15 protein-coding genes and 1 riboswitch are annotated in these 18,566 nt (G+C 72.3%); of the genes, 12 read left to right on the top strand and 3 right to left on the bottom strand.

All coding sequences use genetic code 11. From position 1 onward, the window contains the following. Positions 1–112: 112 nt before the first annotated feature. The 8 genes from shc to ACIGAQ_RS04210 all read left to right on the top strand — a co-directional run bounded on the left by shc (position 113) and on the right by ACIGAQ_RS04210 (position 9,105). Complete coding sequence (gene shc, locus ACIGAQ_RS04175; RefSeq protein WP_399778996.1) at positions 113–2,104, top strand: squalene--hopene cyclase; 1,992 nt, start codon at positions 113–115, stop codon at positions 2,102–2,104. Next, complete coding sequence (locus ACIGAQ_RS04180) at positions 2,104–2,745, top strand: 1-hydroxy-2-methyl-2-butenyl 4-diphosphate reductase (RefSeq protein WP_311687120.1); 642 nt, start codon at positions 2,104–2,106, stop codon at positions 2,743–2,745. The genes shc and ACIGAQ_RS04180 overlap by 1 nt, the downstream gene beginning before the upstream one ends. 5 nt (positions 2,746–2,750) lie before the next feature. Next, complete coding sequence (gene hpnH, locus ACIGAQ_RS04185) at positions 2,751–3,773, top strand: adenosyl-hopene transferase HpnH (protein WP_362282891.1); 1,023 nt, start codon at positions 2,751–2,753, stop codon at positions 3,771–3,773. A gap of 4 nt (positions 3,774–3,777) precedes the next feature. Then, the gene (gene ispG / locus ACIGAQ_RS04190; protein ID WP_399778999.1) at positions 3,778–4,935 is read left to right on the top strand and encodes a flavodoxin-dependent (E)-4-hydroxy-3-methylbut-2-enyl-diphosphate synthase; all 1,158 of its coding nucleotides are present in this window, start codon (positions 3,778–3,780) and stop codon (positions 4,933–4,935) included. 30 nt (positions 4,936–4,965) lie between these two features. Continuing rightward, a complete protein-coding gene (gene dxs, locus ACIGAQ_RS04195) occupies positions 4,966–6,861 on the top strand; it encodes a 1-deoxy-D-xylulose-5-phosphate synthase (protein ID WP_399779001.1) in 1,896 nt (631 codons plus the stop codon). Further along, positions 6,858–8,273, top strand: a complete 1,416-nt coding sequence (locus ACIGAQ_RS04200; protein WP_362282882.1) for an aspartate aminotransferase family protein — start codon at positions 6,858–6,860, stop codon at positions 8,271–8,273. Before dxs ends, ACIGAQ_RS04200 begins: the two co-directional genes overlap by 4 nt. A 74-nt stretch (positions 8,274–8,347) precedes the next feature. After that, complete coding sequence (locus tag ACIGAQ_RS04205; RefSeq protein WP_399779003.1) at positions 8,348–8,989, top strand: helix-turn-helix domain-containing protein; 642 nt, start codon at positions 8,348–8,350, stop codon at positions 8,987–8,989. Then, positions 8,986–9,105 carry a DUF6126 family protein gene (locus tag ACIGAQ_RS04210; RefSeq protein WP_094055240.1) on the top strand — a complete coding sequence of 40 codons (120 nt, stop codon included), beginning with the start codon at positions 8,986–8,988 and terminating at the stop codon, positions 9,103–9,105. Before ACIGAQ_RS04205 ends, ACIGAQ_RS04210 begins: the two co-directional genes overlap by 4 nt. Positions 9,106–9,120: 15 nt before the next feature. Here ACIGAQ_RS04210 and ACIGAQ_RS04215 read toward each other — a convergent pair whose 3' ends face one another. Beyond that, complete coding sequence (locus ACIGAQ_RS04215; RefSeq protein ID WP_311687108.1) at positions 9,121–9,918, bottom strand: tyrosine-protein phosphatase; 798 nt, start codon at positions 9,916–9,918, stop codon at positions 9,121–9,123. A 180-nt stretch (positions 9,919–10,098) separates the two neighbouring features. Here ACIGAQ_RS04215 and ACIGAQ_RS04220 point away from each other — a divergent pair, with 180 nt between their 5' ends. The 3 genes from ACIGAQ_RS04220 to ACIGAQ_RS04230 all read left to right on the top strand — a co-directional run bounded on the left by ACIGAQ_RS04220 (position 10,099) and on the right by ACIGAQ_RS04230 (position 14,654). After that, positions 10,099–12,174 carry an alpha-galactosidase gene (locus tag ACIGAQ_RS04220; RefSeq protein ID WP_399780662.1) on the top strand — a complete coding sequence of 692 codons (2,076 nt, stop codon included), beginning with the start codon at positions 10,099–10,101 and terminating at the stop codon, positions 12,172–12,174. 310 nt (positions 12,175–12,484) lie between these two features. Then, a riboswitch (cyclic di-AMP (ydaO/yuaA leader) is annotated at positions 12,485–12,646 on the top strand. 4 nt (positions 12,647–12,650) lie between these two features. After that, positions 12,651–13,598, top strand: coding sequence for a peptidoglycan DD-metalloendopeptidase family protein (locus ACIGAQ_RS04225; protein ID WP_362282875.1), 948 nt, complete (start codon positions 12,651–12,653; stop codon positions 13,596–13,598). Positions 13,599–13,868: 270 nt separating this feature from the next. Beyond that, positions 13,869–14,654: an SGNH/GDSL hydrolase family protein gene (locus ACIGAQ_RS04230; protein WP_311687240.1), complete on the top strand. Its 786-nt coding sequence runs from the start codon at positions 13,869–13,871 to the stop codon at positions 14,652–14,654. A 31-nt stretch (positions 14,655–14,685) separates the two neighbouring features. On the opposite strand, the gene ACIGAQ_RS04235 is transcribed toward ACIGAQ_RS04230, so the two are convergent. Both ACIGAQ_RS04235 and ACIGAQ_RS04240 read right to left on the bottom strand, forming a co-directional pair. Beyond that, the gene (locus ACIGAQ_RS04235) at positions 14,686–15,312 is read right to left on the bottom strand and encodes a TetR/AcrR family transcriptional regulator (RefSeq protein ID WP_399779006.1); all 627 of its coding nucleotides are present in this window, start codon (positions 15,310–15,312) and stop codon (positions 14,686–14,688) included. A 53-nt stretch (positions 15,313–15,365) separates the two neighbouring features. Beyond that, the gene (locus tag ACIGAQ_RS04240; protein ID WP_399779007.1) at positions 15,366–16,544 is read right to left on the bottom strand and encodes a Glu/Leu/Phe/Val dehydrogenase dimerization domain-containing protein; all 1,179 of its coding nucleotides are present in this window, start codon (positions 16,542–16,544) and stop codon (positions 15,366–15,368) included. 127 nt (positions 16,545–16,671) lie between these two features. On the opposite strand from ACIGAQ_RS04240, the gene ACIGAQ_RS04245 reads away from it, so the two are divergent. Then, positions 16,672–17,964 (top strand): MBL fold metallo-hydrolase, encoded by a 1,293-nt coding sequence (locus tag ACIGAQ_RS04245; RefSeq protein ID WP_399779009.1) that lies wholly within the window; start codon positions 16,672–16,674, stop codon positions 17,962–17,964. Positions 17,965–18,566 lie beyond the last annotated feature (602 nt).

The following is an 18,566-nucleotide window of genomic DNA, read 5'->3' on the forward strand; positions in this document are numbered from 1 at the left end:
CCGAATAACCCTCGCGTAGTCGCCGGCCGGTGCCGCGAGCCAGCACGGAGCACCGGCCGACGGCGGACCCACAGCAGCTGCACACCTTGCACCACTGCACGAAGGGGAAGCCATGACAGCGACGACCGACGGAAGCACCGGGGCCACTCTGCCGCCCCGCGCCGCCGCGGCCAGCGACACCGAGACCCCCGGGGCGGCCGGGGTATCCGAAACCGCCGCCCGCGCCGTCCGGCGCGCCACCGACTTCCTGCTCTCCCTCCAGGACGCCCAGGGCTGGTGGAAGGGCGACCTCGAGACCAACGTCACGATGGACGCCGAGGACCTGCTGCTCCGTCAGTTCCTCGGCATCCGCGACGAGAAGACCACGCAGGCCGCCGCGCTCTTCATCCGCGGCGAGCAGCGCGAGGACGGCACCTGGGCCACCTTCCACGGCGGCCCCGGCGAACTCTCCACCACCATCGAGGCCTACGTCGCCCTGCGCCTGGCCGGGGACGCGCCCGAGGCCCCGCACATGGCGCGGGCCTCGGCCTGGATCCGCGCGCAGGGCGGCATCGCCGCCGCCCGGGTCTTCACCCGCATCTGGCTGGCCCTGTTCGGCTGGTGGAAGTGGGAGGACCTGCCCGAACTCCCGCCGGAGCTCATCTTCTTCCCGAAGTGGGTGCCGCTCAACATCTACGACTTCGGCTGCTGGGCCCGCCAGACCATCGTCCCGCTGACGGTCGTCTCCGCCCGGCGCCCCGTCCGCCCCGCGCCCTTCCCGCTGGACGAGCTGCACACCGACCCGGCCCACCCGAACCCGGCCAAGCCCCTGGCCCCGCCGCTGAGTTGGGACGGCGCCTTCCAGCGCATGGACAAGGTCCTGCACGCCGTACGGAAGATCGCCCCGCGCAGGCTCCGCAAGGCGGCCATGGACAGCGCCGCCCGCTGGATCATCGAGCGGCAGGAGAACGACGGCTGCTGGGGCGGCATCCAGCCCCCGGCCGTGTACTCGATCATCGCCCTGCACCTGCTCGGCTACGACCTCCAGCACCCGGTGATGCGGGAAGGGCTCGCCTCCCTCGACCGGTTCGCCGTGTGGCGCGAGGACGGGGCCCGGATGATCGAGGCGTGCCAGTCACCGGTCTGGGACACCTGCCTGGCCGCGATCGCGCTCGTCGACGCCGGACTGCCCGCCGACCACCCGCAGCTGGTGCAGGCGGCCGACTGGATGCTGGGCGAGGAGATCGTCCGGCCCGGTGACTGGTCCGTACGGCGGCCCGGACTGCCGCCCGGCGGCTGGGCGTTCGAGTTCCACAACGACAACTACCCCGACATCGACGACACCGCCGAGGTCGTCCTCGCGCTGCGCCGCATCGCCCACCACGACCCGGAGCGGGTCGACCGGGCCGTCGGGCGCGGCGTGCGCTGGACCCTCGGGATGCAGTCGAGGAACGGCGCGTGGGCCGCCTTCGACGTCGACAACACCAGTCCCTTCCCCAACCGGCTGCCGTTCTGCGACTTCGGCGAGGTCATCGACCCGCCCTCCGCGGACGTCACCGCGCACGTCGTCGAGATGCTCGCCGTGGAGGGCCTCGCCCACGACCCGCGCACCCGGCGCGGCATCGAGTGGCTGCTGGCCGAACAGGAGCCGGACGGCTCGTGGTTCGGACGCTGGGGCGTCAACTACGTCTACGGCACCGGCTCCGTCGTCCCCGCCCTGGTCGCCGCCGGCATCCCCGCCGCGCACCCGGCGATCCGGCGGGCGGTGGCCTGGCTGGAGTCCGTCCAGAACGACGACGGCGGCTGGGGCGAGGACCTGCGTTCCTACAAGTACGCCGCCGAGTGGAGCGGCCGGGGCGCCTCGACCGCCTCCCAGACCGCATGGGCACTGATGGCGTTGCTCGCGGCCGGCGAGCGGCACTCCAAGGCCGTCGAACGGGGCGTCGAGTGGCTCGCCGCGACGCAGCGGGAGGACGGCTCCTGGGACGAGCCCTGGTTCACCGGCACCGGCTTCCCCTGGGACTTCTCGATCAACTACCACCTCTACCGCCAGGTGTTCCCGCTGACGGCGCTCGGCCGGTACGTCCACGGCGAGCCCTTCGCCGGCCGGCGCGAGGCGAGCTGATGAGCGTGCAGCCCGCCCCGGTCCCGCTGCTGATCGCCTGCGCGCTCGGCATCGAGCAGTTCGCCCTGCGCGCGGGCGGGCGGGGCGGCGCCGGCGGTCCGGTCACCGTGCTGCGCACGGGCATGGGTCCGGCGGCGGCCGAGCGGGCCGTCACACGGATGCTGGCCGACCCCGCCCTGCGCGACGCCGCCGTGCTGGCCACCGGCTTCTGCGCGGGCCTCGCGCCCGGCATGCACCCCGGCGACCTGGTCGTCGCCGAGGAGACCCGCGACCCGCGCTCCACGACCCCCTGCGTCGGGACCGGGCTGCTGGTCGAGGAGCTGGGGCGCGCGGTGCCCGGGCGGACCGTCCACACCGGGCCGCTGACCGGTTCCGACCACGTCGTGCGCGGGCCCGAGCGGGCCGATCTGCTCGCGACCGGCGCGATCGCCGCCGACATGGAGTCGGCGGCCACGCTCCTGGGCGCCGTGCGCGCGGGCGAGCGCCCGGTTGCGGCCGTCCGGGTGGTCGTGGACGCTCCTGAACATGAACTCGTCCGGATCGGCACGGTGCGCGGTGGAATATCAGCTTTCCGTGTTCTTCGTTCGGTCCTTCCCGCTTTCTTCGAATGGCACCGTTCCTTGCTGCTCCCCAGGAGGTGAGCCAGATGGCCATGCCGCTCCGACAGTCCATCAAGGTCGCTACGTACTTGGCTGAACAGAAGCTCCGGCGGCGGGACAAGTTCCCCCTGATCGTCGAGCTGGAACCGCTGTTCGCCTGCAACCTCAAGTGCGAGGGCTGCGGCAAGATCCAGCATCCGGCCGGGGTGCTCAAGCAGCGGATGCCGGTCGCCCAGGCCGTGGGCGCCGTCCTGGAGTCCGGTGCCCCGATGGTGTCCATCGCCGGCGGCGAGCCGCTGATGCACCCGCAGATCGACGAGATCGTGCGCCAGCTCGTCGCCAAGCGGAAATACGTCTTCCTCTGCACCAACGCCATGCTGCTGCGCAAGAAGATGGACAAGTTCACGCCGTCGCCCTACTTCGCCTTCGCGGTGCACATCGACGGGCTGCGCGAGCGGCACGACGAGTCCGTGGCCAAGGAGGGCGTGTTCGACGAGGCGGTGGAGGCGATCAAGGAGGCCAAGCGGCGCGGCTTCCGGGTCACCACCAACTCGACCTTCTTCAACACCGACACCCCCCAGACCATCATCGAGGTGCTGAACTTCCTCAACGACGACCTCGAGGTCGACGAGATGATGATCTCGCCCGCCTACGCCTACGAGAAGGCTCCCGACCAGGAGCACTTCCTCGGCGTGGAGCAGACCCGCGAGCTGTTCAAGAAGGCCTTCGCGGGCGGCAACCGGCGGCGCTGGCGGCTCAACCACTCCCCGCTCTTCCTGGACTTCCTGGAGGGCAAGGTCGACTTCCCGTGCACGGCGTGGGCGATCCCGAACTACTCGCTCTTCGGCTGGCAGCGCCCCTGCTACCTGATGAGCGACGGGTACGTGCCGACGTACCGGGAGCTGGTGGAGGAGACCGACTGGGACAAGTACGGCCGGGGCAAGGACCCGCGCTGCGCCAACTGCATGGCGCACTGCGGCTACGAGCCGACCGCCGTGCTCGCCACCATGGGATCGCTGAAGGAGTCCCTGCGCGCGATGCGCGAGACGGTCTCCGGGAACCGGGAGTGACGTCATGACCGCCATCGAGCTGGGCGTCCCGGAGGTGCCCCTCCGGCCGGTCGCCCAGCGGCGTGCCTCGCGGCGGATCCAGGTCGGTCCGGTGCCGGTCGGGGGCGGGGCCCCGGTGTCGGTGCAGTCCATGACGACCACCCGCACCTCGGACGTCGGTGCCACGCTGCAGCAGATCGCCGAGCTCACCGCGTCCGGCTGCCAGATCGTCCGGGTCGCCTGCCCCACGCAGGACGACGCGGACGCGCTGGCGACCATCGCCCGCAAGTCGCAGATCCCCGTGATCGCGGACATCCACTTCCAGCCGAAGTACGTCTTCGCCGCGATCGAGGCGGGCTGCGCGGCCGTCCGCGTCAACCCCGGCAACATCAAGCAGTTCGACGACCGGGTCAAGGAGATCGCCCAGGCGGCCCGCGACCACGGCACGCCGATCCGGATCGGCGTGAACGCCGGTTCGCTGGACCGCAGGCTGCTGCAGAAGTACGGCAAGGCCACCCCGGAGGCGCTCGTGGAGAGCGCGCTGTGGGAGGCCTCCCTGTTCGAGGAGCACGACTTCCGCGACATCAAGATCTCCGTCAAGCACAACGACCCGGTCGTCATGATCGAGGCCTACCGGCAGCTCGCCGAGCAGTGCGACTACCCGCTGCACCTGGGCGTGACGGAGGCCGGTCCGGCGTTCCAGGGCACGATCAAGTCGGCGGTGGCGTTCGGGGCGCTGCTGTCCCGGGGCATCGGCGACACGATCCGCGTGTCGCTGTCGGCGCCGCCGGCCGATGAGGTCAAGGTCGGCATCCAGATCCTGCAGTCGCTGGGGCTGCGGGAGCGCCGGCTGGAGATCGTCTCCTGTCCCTCCTGCGGACGCGCCCAGGTCGACGTGTACAAGCTGGCCGAGGAGGTCACGGCCGGTCTGGAGGGCATGGAGGTGCCGTTGCGCGTCGCCGTCATGGGGTGCGTCGTCAACGGCCCCGGCGAGGCCCGGGAGGCCGACCTCGGGGTGGCCTCCGGCAACGGCAAGGGGCAGATCTTCGTCAAGGGCGAGGTCGTCAAGACCGTTCCCGAGTCGAGGATCGTCGAGACGCTGATCGACGAGGCGATGAAACTCGCCGCGCGGATGGAGCAGGACGGCGTGGGGCCCGGGGAGCCGGCCGTCACCGTGAGCTGAACACAGCACGGAACCGAAGGGGGCCCGAGCGTGACGATTCTGGAGAGCATCCGGGGACCACGTGACCTGAAGGCGCTGTCCGAGGCCGAACTGGGGGAACTGTCCGGCGAGATCAGGGAGTTCCTGGTCCACGCGGTCGCCAGGACCGGCGGCCACCTGGGACCCAACCTGGGCGTGGTCGAACTGACCGTCGCCCTGCACCGGGTCTTCGAGTCGCCGGCCGACCGCATCCTGTGGGACACCGGCCACCAGTCCTACGTCCACAAACTGCTGACCGGACGCCAGGACTTCTCCAAGCTGCGCGGCAAGGGGGGCCTGTCCGGCTACCCCTCGCGCGAGGAGTCCGAGCACGACGTCATCGAGAACAGCCACGCCTCCACGGCGCTCGGCTGGGCCGACGGGCTGGCCAAGGCCCGCCGGGTGCAGGGGGAGAAGGGACACGTCGTCGCCGTCATCGGGGACGGCGCCCTCACCGGCGGCATGGCCTGGGAGGCCCTGAACAACATCGCGGCCGCCAAGAACCGCCCGCTGATCATCGTCGTCAACGACAACGAACGCTCCTACGCCCCGACCATCGGCGGCCTCGCCAACCACCTCGCGACGCTGCGCACCACCGACGGCTACGAGCGGGTGCTGGCCTGGGGCAAGGACGTGCTCCAGGGCACGCCCCTGATCGGCGGCACCCTCTACGAGGCCCTGCACGGCGCCAAGAAGGGCTTCAAGGACGCGTTCGCCCCGCAGGGCCTCTTCGAGGACCTGGGCCTGAAGTACGTCGGCCCGATCGACGGGCACGACATCGGGGCCGTGGAGTCCGCGCTGCGGCGCGCCAAGCGCTTCCACGGGCCGGTCCTCGTGCACTGCCTCACCGAGAAGGGCCGCGGCTACGGACCCGCCCTCGCGCACGAGGAGGACCACTTCCACACCGTCGGCGTGATGGACCCGCTGACCTGCGCGCCCCTCTCGCCCGTGAGCGGACCGTCCTGGACCTCCGTGTTCGGTGAGGAGATCGTCCGGATCGGCGAGGAGCGCGAGGACGTGGTGGCGATAACGGCCGCCATGCTGCACCCGGTGGGGCTCGGCGCCTTCGCCGAGCGGTTCCCGGACCGGGTGTGGGACGTCGGGATCGCCGAACAGCACGCGGCCGTCTCCGCGGCGGGCCTGGCGACGGGCGGCCTGCACCCGGTCGTCGCCGTCTACGCCACCTTCCTCAACCGCGCCTTCGACCAGCTCCTGATGGACGTGGCCCTGCACCGCTGCGGGGTGACCTTCGTGCTGGACCGGGCCGGGATCACGGGCGTCGACGGGGCCTCCCACAACGGCATGTGGGACCTGTCCGTGCTGCAGGTCGTCCCGGGGCTGCGCATCGCCGCCCCGCGCGACGCGGAGCAGCTGCGCGCCCAGCTGCGCGAGGCGGTCGCCGTCGACGACGCGCCGACCCTGGTGCGCTTCCCGAAGGAGTCGGTGGGTCCGGAGATCCCCGCCGTCGACCGCGTGGGCGGACTGGACGTGCTGCACCGCGGCCCCGACCCCCGGGTGCTGCTGGTGGCCGTGGGCGTGATGGCGCCCGTCTGCCTCCAGGCCGCCGACCTGCTCGAAGCCCGCGGCATCGGCTGCACCGTCGTCGACCCGCGCTGGGTCAAGCCCGTCGACCCGGCCCTGCCGGGCCTCGCCGCCGAACACCGCATGGTCGCCGTCGTCGAGGACAACAGCCGGGCCGCCGGGGTCGGCTCGGCCGTGGCGCTGGCCCTCGGGGACGCCGACGTCGACGTGCCCGTGCGGCGGTTCGGCGTCCCCGAGCAGTTCCTCGCGCACGCCAAGCGCGGGGAGGTGCTCGCCGACATCGGCCTGACGCCCGTCGAGGTCGCCGGGCGGATCAGCGCGAGCCTGACCGTCAAGGAAGAGCTGTCCAAGGAGTCACAGGAATGACAACCGCCGAGTCCGCGTCGGAGTCGTCGCAGGCCGGGGAGTTCGACCTCGGCACACTGCTGGCCGAGCGCGGAGCCGAGCGCTACGAGCTGCACGCCCGGTACCTCAACCACCAGCTCCCGCGCATGCTGCACACCATCGGCTTCGACAAGGTCTACGAGCGCGCCGAGGGCGCCTACTTCTACGACGCGGACGGGCACGACTACCTGGACATGCTCGCCGGGTTCGGGGTGATGGGCCTCGGCCGCCACCACCCCGTGATCCGCAAGGCGCTGCACGACGTCCTGGACGCGCAGCTGGCCGACCTCACCCGGTTCGACTGTCAGCCGCTGCCCGGCCTGCTGGCCGAGAAGCTGCTCGCGCACAGTCCGCACCTGGACCGGGTGTTCTTCGGCAACAGCGGCACCGAGGCCGTCGAGGGCGCCCTGAAGTTCGCCCGGTTCGTGACCGGACGGCCCCGGGTGCTGTACTGCGCGCACGCCTTCCACGGCCTGACCACCGGCTCCCTGTCCGTCAACGGCGAGTCCGCCTTCCGGGACGGCTTCGCCCCGCTGCTGCCCGACACGGCCGTGCCGCTCGGCGACCTCGACGCGCTGGAGAGGGAGCTGAGGAAGGGCGACGTGGCCGCCCTGATCGTGGAACCGATCCAGGGCAAGGGCGTGCTGGAGGCACCGCCCGGCTACCTCCTCGCCGCCCAGGAGCTGCTCCACCGGCACAAGGCGCTGCTCATCGCGGACGAGGTGCAGACCGGCCTCGGCCGCACCGGCGACTTCTACGGCTACCAGCACGAGGACGGGGTGGAACCCGACCTGGTGTGCGTGGCCAAGGCCCTCTCCGGCGGCTATGTGCCGGTGGGCGCCACGCTCGGCAAGGAATGGATCTTCAAGAAGGTCTACTCGTCCATGGACCGGGTGCTGGTCCACTCGGCGAGCTTCGGGTCGAACGCGCAGGCCATGGCGGCCGGCCTCGCGGTGCTTTCGGTGATGGAGAACGAGCAGATCGTCGCCAACGTCCGGGCCACCGGGGAGCGGCTGAGGTCGCGGCTGGCGGCGCTCACGGACCGGTACGAGATGCTCGCCGACGTCCGCGGGCGTGGTCTGATGATCGGCATCGAGTTCGGCCGGCCGAAGTCGCTGAAGCTGCGCAGCCGGTGGACGATGCTCCAGGCCGCGCGCAAGGGACTGTTCGCGCAGATGGTGGTGGTGCCGCTGCTGCAGCGGCACCGGATCCTCACCCAGGTCTCCGGCGACCACATGGAGGTGATCAAGCTGATCCCACCGCTGATCATCGGGGAGCGGGAGGTGGACCGGTTCGTCGACGCGTTCACGGCCGTGATGGACGACGCGCACAACGGCGGACTGGTGTGGGACTTCGGCAAGACACTCGTCAAGCAGGCCGTCGCCAACCGGTGAGGCCCCGGTCCGCCTGTCTTTGCCTGTGAGGCAAAGAATTTGCCGCTGAGGCAAGGCTCCGGCTGAATGGAGGCATGAGCTCCTCCGAGACCGAGCGGCCCGCCGGGGCCGGCTCGCCGGCCGACCCGGCCGGGGCACTGCCCGCGGTCGCCCCGCAGCTGCGGGCCCTGCGGCGCCAGGCCTCCCTGACCCTGGAGGCCGCGGCCCGCGCCGCCGGGCTGTCGCCCGCCCACCTCTCCCGTCTGGAGACCGGGCAGCGCCAGCCCTCGCTGCCGATGCTGCTCACCCTCGCCCGTGTCTACGGTACGACCGTCTCCGAGCTGCTCGGCGAGACGGTCGCCGGCCGGGACGCCGTGGTGCGCGCGGCCGACATGGAACCCACCGCGGCGGGCGGCTGGACCTACTGGCAGGCGGGTGCCTCCGGCCGCGGCATGCAAGCCCTGCGGGTCCACGTCCCGTACGGCTCCCAGGGCGACATCGTGCGCGTCCACCCCGGCGAGGAGTGGCTCCACGTGCTGCGCGGCCGGCTGCGGCTGCGCCTCGGGGACACCACGCACCGGCTGGCGGCCGGCGACAGCGCCCACTTCGACTCGCTCACCCCGCACCGCATCGCCGCCGACGACCACGAGGGCGTCGACCTGCTCTTCGTCCACACACTGCTGCAGAGCCCCACGGCCGCCCTGTGCCTGGGCCCGACCCCCGGAGACGCGTCATGACCGACATGGAGGAGAAGTTTCCCCGGGCCCTGTGGGTGCGGCTGTTCATCTACCTCGTCCTGGGGCACGTCTTCGCCGCGTTCGTCTACCTGCTGTTCGAGGTGGGCGCCAAGTAGCCGCCGTCCGGCGGCTCAGTCGAGGAGCCGCTCGCGCAACCGCTCCCGCGTCTGCGGGGTGAGCTTCAGCCCCTGCTCCAGGTAGGGGTCGACGCCGCCCCAGGTCTCCTCGATGGTGTCGAAGGCGGCCGTCAGGTACTCGGCGCGGGCGTCGAACAGCGGGCTGAGCAGCTCCATGACCTCGGGGGAGTAGGCCGAGGCCTGCGAGCTGCTGCGGTGCACCTTGTAGCGGCGGTGCTTGGCGTTCGACTTCAGGTAGTCCTCGACGATCGCGTCCCGCTCGACGCCCAGGGCGAGCAGCGTCACCGCGATGGACAGGCCCGCGCGGTCCTTGCCCGCCGCACAGTGCATCAGCGCGGGGACGCTGTCCTGCGCGAGCGCGTGCAGCACCTGGGAGTGCTCGGCGGTACGGTCCTTGATGATCATGCGGTACGAGGCGATCATCCGGTCCGCGCCCTTGCCGTCCGCGAGGATCGAGCGCAGCTGGTCCAGGTCGCCGTCGCGGACCATCCTCCAGAACTCGGCGCCGTCGGCCGGGTCGCTCAGCGGCAGGTTCACATTGCGCACGCCCGGCAGCTCGACGTCCGGGCCTTCGAGCTTCTGGTCGGCGGCGTTGCGGAAGTCGAAGACCGTGTGCAGGCCCAGCGTGGCCAGGAAGGCGGCGTCCTCCCCGGTCGCGTGCGCCAGGTGGCCGCTGCGGAACAGCACGCCCTGCCGCACCCGCCGCCCGTCCACGGTCGGCAGTCCGCCCACGTCGCGGAAGTTGCGCACTCCGGCCAGCTCGGGCTCGGTCGACGGGACCTGCTGTGTCACGTGGGCTCCTCCCCATCGGCGCCGCCGACGCGGGCTCGCCGACGGGCACCACTCGACCATACGACATGGCTGCCAGGGGCAATGAGTTGTCCACAGGCGTTGCCCGGAACGCCCACGGCCCTCGATGATGTTGCCGAATGATCGCACCTGCTCGTGCTTGTTCGAATCTGTGAGGGCTCGATGCTGGACATCTCCGAAGACGGTCGTACCTGGGTGCTCTCCGGGCCGGCCGGCAGCTACGCCGTGCACGTCACCGAGCGGGACGAACTGCTGCACCTGCACTGGGGCCCCAGGATCGCCCTCGCCGACGCCGAGGCCCTCGCCGTCCGCCCGCTGCCGGAGTACTGGCCCTTCGAGTCCCCGCTCGACGGCCGCGAGGAGTATCCCGTCGAGGGCGGTCCCCGGTTCGTGCGCCCGGCCCTGTCCCTGCGCACCGCCGAGCGGCGCGGCACCGAGTGGGCCTACGAGGGGCACGAGGCGCGGGACGGCGAACTGCGCCTGCGCTTCCGGGACGGCGGCCTGACCGTCACCCTGCACTACCGGATGCACCCCGACTCCGACGTCGTCGAGCGCTGGGCGACCCTCGACAACCGCGGGCCCGAGGTCGAGGTGCTGCGCGCCGACTCCGCCACCTGGACCCTGCCCGACCGGGACGCCTGGCGGCTGTCCCAGCTGCACGGCCGCTGGGGCGCCGAGTCCCGGCTGGTGCGCTCCGGGCTCACCCCCGGCGAGAAGGTGATCGGCAGCCGGCGCGGCCACACCGGCCACCAGCACCTGCCCTGGGTCGCCCTCGACACCGACGCGACGGAGGAGCACGGCGAGGTCTACGGCTGCGCGCTGGGCTGGTCGGGCTCCTGGCGGATCTCCGTGGCGCAGCTGCCGGACGGGCGCGTGCAGATCACCGGCGGCGCCGGCCACGACGACTCGGGCCTGCTGACCCTGGGCGCGGGGGAGTCGTACACGACACCCCTCTTCGCCGGGCTCTGGAGCGACGGCGGCTTCGGCGGCGCGAGCCGCGCCTGGCACGCCTACCAGCGGGCGCACGTGATCCCGGACGCCGGCCGGGACCGGCCGGTGCTGTTCAACTCCTGGGAGGCCACCGAGTTCGACATCTCCGAGGAGCAGCAGCGGGCGCTCGCCGAGCGGGCCGCGGCCATGGGGGTCGAGCTGTTCGTGGTCGACGACGGCTGGTTCGGGAGGCGCACCAGCGACCGGGCGGGGCTCGGCGACTGGACGCCCAACCCCGACCGCTTCCCCGGCGGGCTGAAGCCGCTCGCCGACCATGTGCACGGCCTCGGCATGCAGTTCGGCATCTGGGTCGAGCCCGAGATGGTGAACCCGGACAGCGACCTCTACCGCACCCACCCGGACTGGGTGCAGTACCAAACCGGACGAAAGCGGACGGAATTCCGCAATCAGCTCGTACTGAACCTGGCCCGGGAGGACGTCCAGGAGTACCTGTGGGAGCGGCTCGACGGGCTCCTCTCCAGCGCCCCGATCGACTACGTCAAGTGGGACTTCAACCGCTGCTTCACCGACGCCGGCTGGCCCGGGGACCCCTACCCGCAGCGCCTGTGGGTCGACCACATCCGCGCCCTGTACGCCCTGCTGGACCGGCTGCGCGCCGCCCACCCGGGCGTGGCCTTCGAGTCCTGCTCGGGCGGCGGCGGCCGGATCGACCTCGGCGTGCTCAGCCGCACGGACCAGGTGTGGACCTCGGACAACACCGATCCGCTCGACCGGCTCGCCGTGCAGCACGGCTTCAGTCAGATCCACCCCGCGCGCGTGATGGCCGCCTGGGTCACCGACAGTCCGAACGCCATGCTCAACCACCGGGCCAGTTCCCTCCGGTTCCGGTTCGTGAGTGCCATGGCCGGGGTCCTCGGCGTGGGCGGCGACCTCACGAAGTGGACGCCGGAGGAACTCGCCGAGGCGCGGGAGTGGGTGGGGCGCTACAAGGAGATCCGCCCGGTGGTGCAGCGCGGTGACCTCTACCGGCTGCGGCCCCCGGAGGGCGGCCTGAGCGCCGTGCAGTACGTCCTCGGCGACGAGACCGTCGTCCTCGCCTGGCTCCAGGCGCAGCGCTACGGCGAGCCCGTGCCGGCGCTCCGGCTGCGCGGCGTCGACCCGGCAGCGACGTATGAATGCCTCGAAACGGGCGAACTGTACCGGGGGGCCGTCCTGCGGCATCACGGACTGCGGATCGGTCTGGGCGGGGATCTGGACGCGACCGTGGTCCGGCTTAAGCGGAAGTAGTCATTCTTGTCCGAATAAGGCGCTTCGGTCGCTTCGCCATAACGTGCCCCGGTCGCAGAGGAGATGGGGCCCGAGTGCGTGACCATCGTCATATCCGTGACGATGCGTTGTTGCCATGTGCACGTAATTCGGGCGCCAATCAGGGTAATTGCGGAAAGTGAGAGATCCGTAATCCACGCTCGGTGACGGCAAATCTGCCGACGCGTCAAGGAAAACGCCCCTGCGGGCAACCGCAAGCTTGTCCCGTTGCGTCTTGGTCGCTTACGTTCCACACCAATCCGGACGGACGCCTAATCCTGCCGCCGCCCGGAGCCCGCACACACTGACCCGACGTACGGCAGGAGCGGGGGACCCACAGGTAAGACGCCTGTTCCGGTTCCCGGAACGGCTTGGGGTTAAGCCGCGCCTCGGCGCGGCCGGGCAGCTCCAGCCCGCACCCGACAGCTCACCTCGCAGGCGACGGAGAGGAATTCGCCATGCCCGCGAAGGGTAAGCACCGCCGCCCCAAGACCCAGCGTTTCACCCGCTCCATTGCCGTCGCCGGAACCGGCGGAGCGGCTCTCGCCCTTCCCCTCATGGGGGCCGCCGGCGCCCACGCCGCCACTCCGCAGTCGGCTCCGGAAAAGGCCGTCCAGGCCGCCCCGGCCGCCGGGAAGAAGGCCGCGGAAAAGGCCACCGGAGCGCGCACCTACACGGTGAGGGCCGGCGACTATCTCGCGAAGATCGCGGACGACCAGAACGTCAGCGGCGGCTGGAAGAAGCTCTACTCGGACAACCGTGACGCCGTCGGCGACGACCCGTCGCTGATCCACCCGGGCCTGAAGCTCTCCCTCGGCAAGAAGGCCGTGGCGAGCCCGTCCGAGGCGCCGTCCGCGCCGAAGGCCCCGGCCGAGAAGCCCGCGGAGAAGCCCGCCGGGTCCACCGAGACCACGAAGTCCTCCTCCGGCTCGTCCGCCGAGGCCGAGGCCCCCGCGAAGCCGGCCGCCGCCAAGCCGGCCGCCCAGAGCAACGCCAGTGGCTACAGCTCCCCGGTGGACGGTGCCACCGTCGGCACCCCGTACCGCATGTCCGGCAGCATGTGGTCCAGCGGCTACCACACCGGCGTCGACTTCGTCGTCCCGACCGGCACCTCCCTGAAGGCCGTCGGCGCGGGCACCGTCGTCTCCGCCGGCTGGGGCGGCGCGTACGGCAACCAGGTCGTCATCAAGCTGAACGACGGCCACTACGCCCAGTACGCCCACCTGTCCCAGCTCTCCGTCACGGCCGGCCAGACCGTGTCCGCCGGACAGCAGGTCGGCCTGTCCGGCGCCACCGGCAACGTCACCGGACCGCACCTGCACTTCGAGATCCGCACCGCGCCGGGCTACGGCTCGGACGTGGACCCGGTCGCCTTCCTGCGCTCGCACGGCGTCTCCGTCGGCTGACCGTCCGCGCGACCACCTGCCTGACACACGACCGAAGGCCGGACCCCGATCCCCGGGTCCGGCCTTCGGTGGTTCCCGGATCAAGCGGCTCGCCGGAACCGGCGTTCACCAGAGAACGCCCGTGACGGACCGGCTGTTCCGGAGTTGGCGAACACTTTAGGAGTGGCTTATCTCACCGCCCGTCAACCCTTGCCTACGGTCGCGTAGGCCACATTCGAAGGTGAATCATGAGCGGCTGTGGCAGACGATTCGAAGAGTGACAGCAGAGCAGTGATCGGGTCGTACGTGGCGGTGGGGGACAGCTTCACCGAGGGCGTCGGTGATCCCGGCCCCGACGGGGCGTTCGTCGGCTGGGCCGACCGGTTCGCCGTCCTGCTCGCCGACCTGCGGCCCGAAGGCGACTTCCGGTACACGAACCTCGCCGTGCGCGGGAAACTCCTCGACCAGATCGTGGCGGACCAGGTTCCGCGGGCCGTCGAGATGGCCCCGGACCTCGTCTCGTTCTGCGCCGGGGGCAACGACATCATCCGGCCCGGCACCGACCCGGACGAGGTGGCCGAGCGCTTCGAGCGGGCGCTGGCGCGGCTCACCGCGGTGGCCGGCACGGTGATGGTGACCACCGGGTTCGACACCCGGCGCGTGCCCGTCCTCAAGCATCTGCGCGGCAAGATCGCCACGTACAACGGGCATGTCCGGGCCATCGCCGACCGGTACGGCTGCCCGGTGCTCGACCTGTGGTCGCTGCGCAGTGTGCAGGACCGCCGGGCGTGGGACGCCGACCGGCTGCACCTGTCGCCCGAGGGGCACACGCGGGTGGCGCTGCGCGCGGGGCAGGTGCTCGGTCTCGACGTGCCGGCCGATCCGGAGCAGCCGTGGCCGCCGCTGCCGCCGCGGGGGACGCTGGAGGTGCGGCGGGACGATGTGCACTGGGCGCGGGAGTTCCTGGTGCCGTGGATCGGACGGCGGTTGCGGGGGGAGTCCTCCGGTGACCATGTGACGGCCAAGGGAGCGCTGTCCCCGGACGACATCCGGATGCGGATCGCTGCCGTGGCGTGAGATGCGCGGCGGGTCTGCGCGGCCCCGGTGCCTATGCCGGGCCGCTCGGCGGGGGTGAGGAGGGGGAGTCCAGGCCCAGTTCGCGGGTCAGGCCCTCCTCCGTCCACTGCTGGGCCCGGGCTCTCGGCATCGTGCCGGGGTAGGACGTCAGCTGGACGGCCAGGCCGTCGAGGAACGCGGTGAGGCGCAGGGCCGAGGCCCGGGGATCCGGGCAGCGGAACTCGCCCGCCGCCACGCCCTCCGCGATGACCTCCGCGAGAGCCGCCTTCCACTGACGGTCGAGGTCCTGCATGACCTCCCGCAGCGCCGGCTCGCGCAGGGCCGCCGCCCAGCCCTCGATCCACAGCCGCCAGCCCTTGGCCTGCCCGGTCGGGGCGTACCAGCGCACGGCCGACCGCAGCCGCCGCAGCGCCGACGTACGGCGGCCCAGCAGCTTGCGCAGATGCGTCAGGTCGGCCTCGGCCGCGTACCGGAACGCCGCCGCCACCAACTGCTCCTTGGACGCGAAGTGGTAGAGCACCAGCGCGTTGCTCACGCCGAGCGCCGAGGCCACGTCGGCGATCCTGACCGCGGCCACGCCCCGGGCCTCGATCTGCTCCACGGCGGCACGCAGCAGTTCCTCACGCCGTTCCGCCACGCTCAACCGGACTCTCGTCACGCCGTCACCCTACCCACGCGCCCGGTCCGCCCGACGTGCGGATCCGGCCTGCCTCAGCGGTAGCAGCCGTACCGCTCGGCGATCACCGGCAGCCGGTCCGCGGCGATCGCGTGGGCCGCCGCGCGCGGTGTCGTCCCCTCGGCGTGCGCGCGGCCGAGCATCCGCTCGACCAGGGCCCGCATCGAGCGGCGCGTATGGGCGAACGCCTCCTCGGCGTCGGGGCCGATGTCGCCGAACAGCGTCCACCACCACCAGGCGTTCGTCCCGGAGTTGACCACCACGTCCGGCAATACGGTCACCCCGCGCCGGGCCAGCAGCAGCTCCGCCTCCGGCCGGACGGGCATGTTGGCCGCCTCGACGATCCAGCGGGCCGTGACGTACTGCTGGTTGCCGGCGTCGACGGCGTACGACACCGCCGCCGGCACCAGCACCTCCGCGTCGGCCGACAGCCAGGCGTCACCCGGCAGTTCCAGATCGCCGGGCCGCAGCGCGGAGCGGTCCACCGTGCCGTGGGCGTCGCGCGCCGCGAGCAGCGCCTCGACGTCGAGTCCGCCCGGGTTGGCGATCGTGCCCTTCAGGTCGGCGACCGCCACGATCCTGAGTCCCGCGCGCGCGAGGAAGCGCGCGGTGGCGCCGCCCATGGTGCCCAGCCCCTGGAGGGAGACCCGGGTGCCCGCGCGCGGTACACCGGCCCGGTCCAGCGCGGTGAGGGTCGCCTCGGCGACGCCGCAGCCGCCGGCCAGTTCGTCGAGTCCGATGCCGTCCACCTCGACCGCGAACGCCCGCGCCAGCCGGCGGCGTGCCTCGGCCTCGTCGTCCAGCAGCGGGTACACGGCCTGGATGGAGGAGACCAGCCCCGCCTCGGCCGCGGCCCGGTCCACCAGGTCCTGGGAGAGCCCGAGGTCCTCGCCCGTCGTCCAGACGCTCTCGACGTACGGCCGCATCGCGCGCAGGTAGCGCACCAGCAGCGGATACGCCTCCGGGGCCCGGGGATCGCAGTCGATGCCGCCCTTGGCGCCGCCCAGCGGGACGTAGCGGCCGGCCGGGTCGTAGTGCAGGGCCTCCTTCAGGGTCATGCCGCGCGCCAGGCCCGTGACCTCGTCCAGGGTGCAGCCGGGGCGCATCCGCAGCCCGCCGCTGGCGACACCGCGCACCAGCCGGTCGACGACCAGGAAGCCCTGCCGGCCGGTGACGTGGTCGGTCCAGGTGAGGGACAGCAGGGGGCCGGGCATGGGGGGTCTCCTTCGCAGCGCTACTGAATCATCGGTCAGTATGACGTCCGGAGGGGCCCCTGCGCCCCGGTGGTGCCGGAGGGGCGGACCATAATGGAAAACCTGACCGACTCCACCAGGAGGTACCGTGGCCGGTTTCCGTTCCCTCAGCTCCGGGCTCCGCGCGCTGCGGCCCGAGGCGTTCGGCGCGGATCCGCGCGGTGAGCGCATGGCGCGCATCCGCAGATCGCCCCACTTCAAGGACGGGGTCTTCCAGAACCCCGGCGGTCCCGCGCGGACCCGGCCCTCGGGCTCGACCCTGGACTTCGCGAAGGTCTTCTTCGACAAGGACACCCGGCCCCGTCGCGCGCCGAAGGGCCCGGTGCCGCTGCACACCACCACCCTCGCCGACCTCTCCCGGCCCCCGGCCACCGGCCTGCGGCTGACGTGGATGGGCCACTCCAGCGTGCTCGCGGAGATCGACGGCCGGCGCGTGCTGTTCGACCCGGTGTGGGGCGAGCGCTGCTCCCCGTTCCCCTTCGCCGGCCCCAAGCGGCTGCACCCGGTGCCCGTGCCGCTGGCCGCGCTCGGCCCGGTGGACGTCGTCGTCATCTCGCACGACCACTACGACCATCTCGACCTGCCCACCATCAAGGCCCTGGCCGGCACGGACACGCTGTTCGCCGTGCCGCTGGGCGTCGGGGCGCACCTGGAGCGCTGGGGCGTCTCCGCCGACCGCCTGCGCGAGCTGGACTGGCACGAGGCGACGAAGGTCGTCGGCCTCACCCTGACCGCGACCCCGGCCCGGCACTTCTGCGGTCGGGGCCTGCGCAACACCCAGCACACGCTGTGGGCCTCCTGGGTCGTCGCCGGCGACGAGCACCGGGTCTACCACAGCGGGGACACCGGCTACTTCGAGGGCTTCAAGGAGATCGGAGCCGAGCACGGGCCGTTCGACGCCACGATGATCCAGATCGGCGCGTACTCCGATTTCTGGCCCGACATCCACATGACCCCCGAGGAGGGCATGCGCGCCCACCTCGACCTCCAGGGCGGACCGGAGGGCGGCCCGATGCTGCCGATCCACTGGGCCACCTTCAACCTGGCCACCCACCCCTGGGCGGAACCGGGCGAGGGGACCCGCTCGGCCGCCGGTGCGGTGGGCGCCCGGATCGCCCTGCCGCGACCGGGCGAGCCCTTCGAGCCCACGGCCGCAACCATCCCGTCCGAGCCGTGGTGGCGTGGGGTGGCGCTCGCGCCGGCGGGCGGTTCGGCGCGGGGCTCCGCGGAGGGTTCTTCCACGGTCGGCGAGGCCGTCGGCGGTGCCGCGGTCAAGTCCGCCTCCGACGCGGCAGCCATGGCCCAGGCCGATACGGTGAGTGATGGTCGGGGGAGTGCCGGCAAGGGCACCGAGGACCCCGAGGCGCTCCCCGCGGGCTGACCCGGGGCGCGCGCGAAGCGACGGCGAGGGCCGGGGAGCGACAGGCTCCCCGGCCCTCGCCGTCTGCGCGTGCCCGCTCCTGACCAGGTCTGATCGATCCCTTCTCGTTCCTGCTCGGTTCGCTGGCGGGGTTATCGGTCTGTCGTACGAGACCTCATACCAGAGCGGGACGCTCACCGTATGAGTTTGTCAACTGCCCACCGCACATGATGCGCTGACGACTACTGTCAGTGGCCGTCGGGAAGCAGGACGGATCAGGGAGCGGGGGCCGGTAGGTGCAGGCGCAAGGCGGACGAGGGAGGCGGCGCGAGGGCGATCCCCGCTGCCCGCGCACCACCGAGGCCGGCCCGGGCGCCGCCCCGACCCCCGGCGCCGAGCGGCCTGCCGACCGGGGCCCCGCGGGTGCCGGGCGGTCCGCTGATCCGGGCCGTGCAGGTACCGAGCGGCCCGCCGACCGGAGTCCCGCCGGTGCCGGGCGGTCCACCGGCCCGGGCCCCGCAGATGCCGGGCGGTCCGCCGACCCCGGGCGCCTGGGTGCCGAGCGGCCGTTCGGATCGGGGCGTGCGGGTGTCGAGCGGTCCGTCGGCGCGGGTCGTGCGGGT

The sequence above is a fragment of the Streptomyces sp. NPDC085932 genome, assembly GCF_044540525.1.
Classification (GTDB): Bacteria; Actinomycetota; Actinomycetes; order Streptomycetales; family Streptomycetaceae; genus Streptomyces; species Streptomyces levis.

Coding starts and splice junctions, on each gene's coding strand:
- ACIGAQ_RS04220 (WP_399780662.1), top strand. CDS start 10,099: ATGCTGGACATCTCCGAAGACGGTCGTACCTGGGTGCTCTCCGGGCCG.
- ACIGAQ_RS04200 (WP_362282882.1), top strand. CDS start 6,858: ATGACAACCGCCGAGTCCGCGTCGGAGTCGTCGCAGGCCGGGGAGTTC.
- ACIGAQ_RS04205 (WP_399779003.1), top strand. CDS start 8,348: ATGAGCTCCTCCGAGACCGAGCGGCCCGCCGGGGCCGGCTCGCCGGCC.
- ACIGAQ_RS04240 (WP_399779007.1), bottom strand. CDS start 16,544: ATGCCCGGCCCCCTGCTGTCCCTCACCTGGACCGACCACGTCACCGGC.
- hpnH (WP_362282891.1), top strand. CDS start 2,751: ATGGCCATGCCGCTCCGACAGTCCATCAAGGTCGCTACGTACTTGGCT.
- ACIGAQ_RS04225 (WP_362282875.1), top strand. CDS start 12,651: ATGCCCGCGAAGGGTAAGCACCGCCGCCCCAAGACCCAGCGTTTCACC.
- ispG (WP_399778999.1), top strand. CDS start 3,778: ATGACCGCCATCGAGCTGGGCGTCCCGGAGGTGCCCCTCCGGCCGGTC.
- ACIGAQ_RS04210 (WP_094055240.1), top strand. CDS start 8,986: ATGACCGACATGGAGGAGAAGTTTCCCCGGGCCCTGTGGGTGCGGCTG.
- ACIGAQ_RS04180 (WP_311687120.1), top strand. CDS start 2,104: ATGAGCGTGCAGCCCGCCCCGGTCCCGCTGCTGATCGCCTGCGCGCTC.
- shc (WP_399778996.1), top strand. CDS start 113: ATGACAGCGACGACCGACGGAAGCACCGGGGCCACTCTGCCGCCCCGC.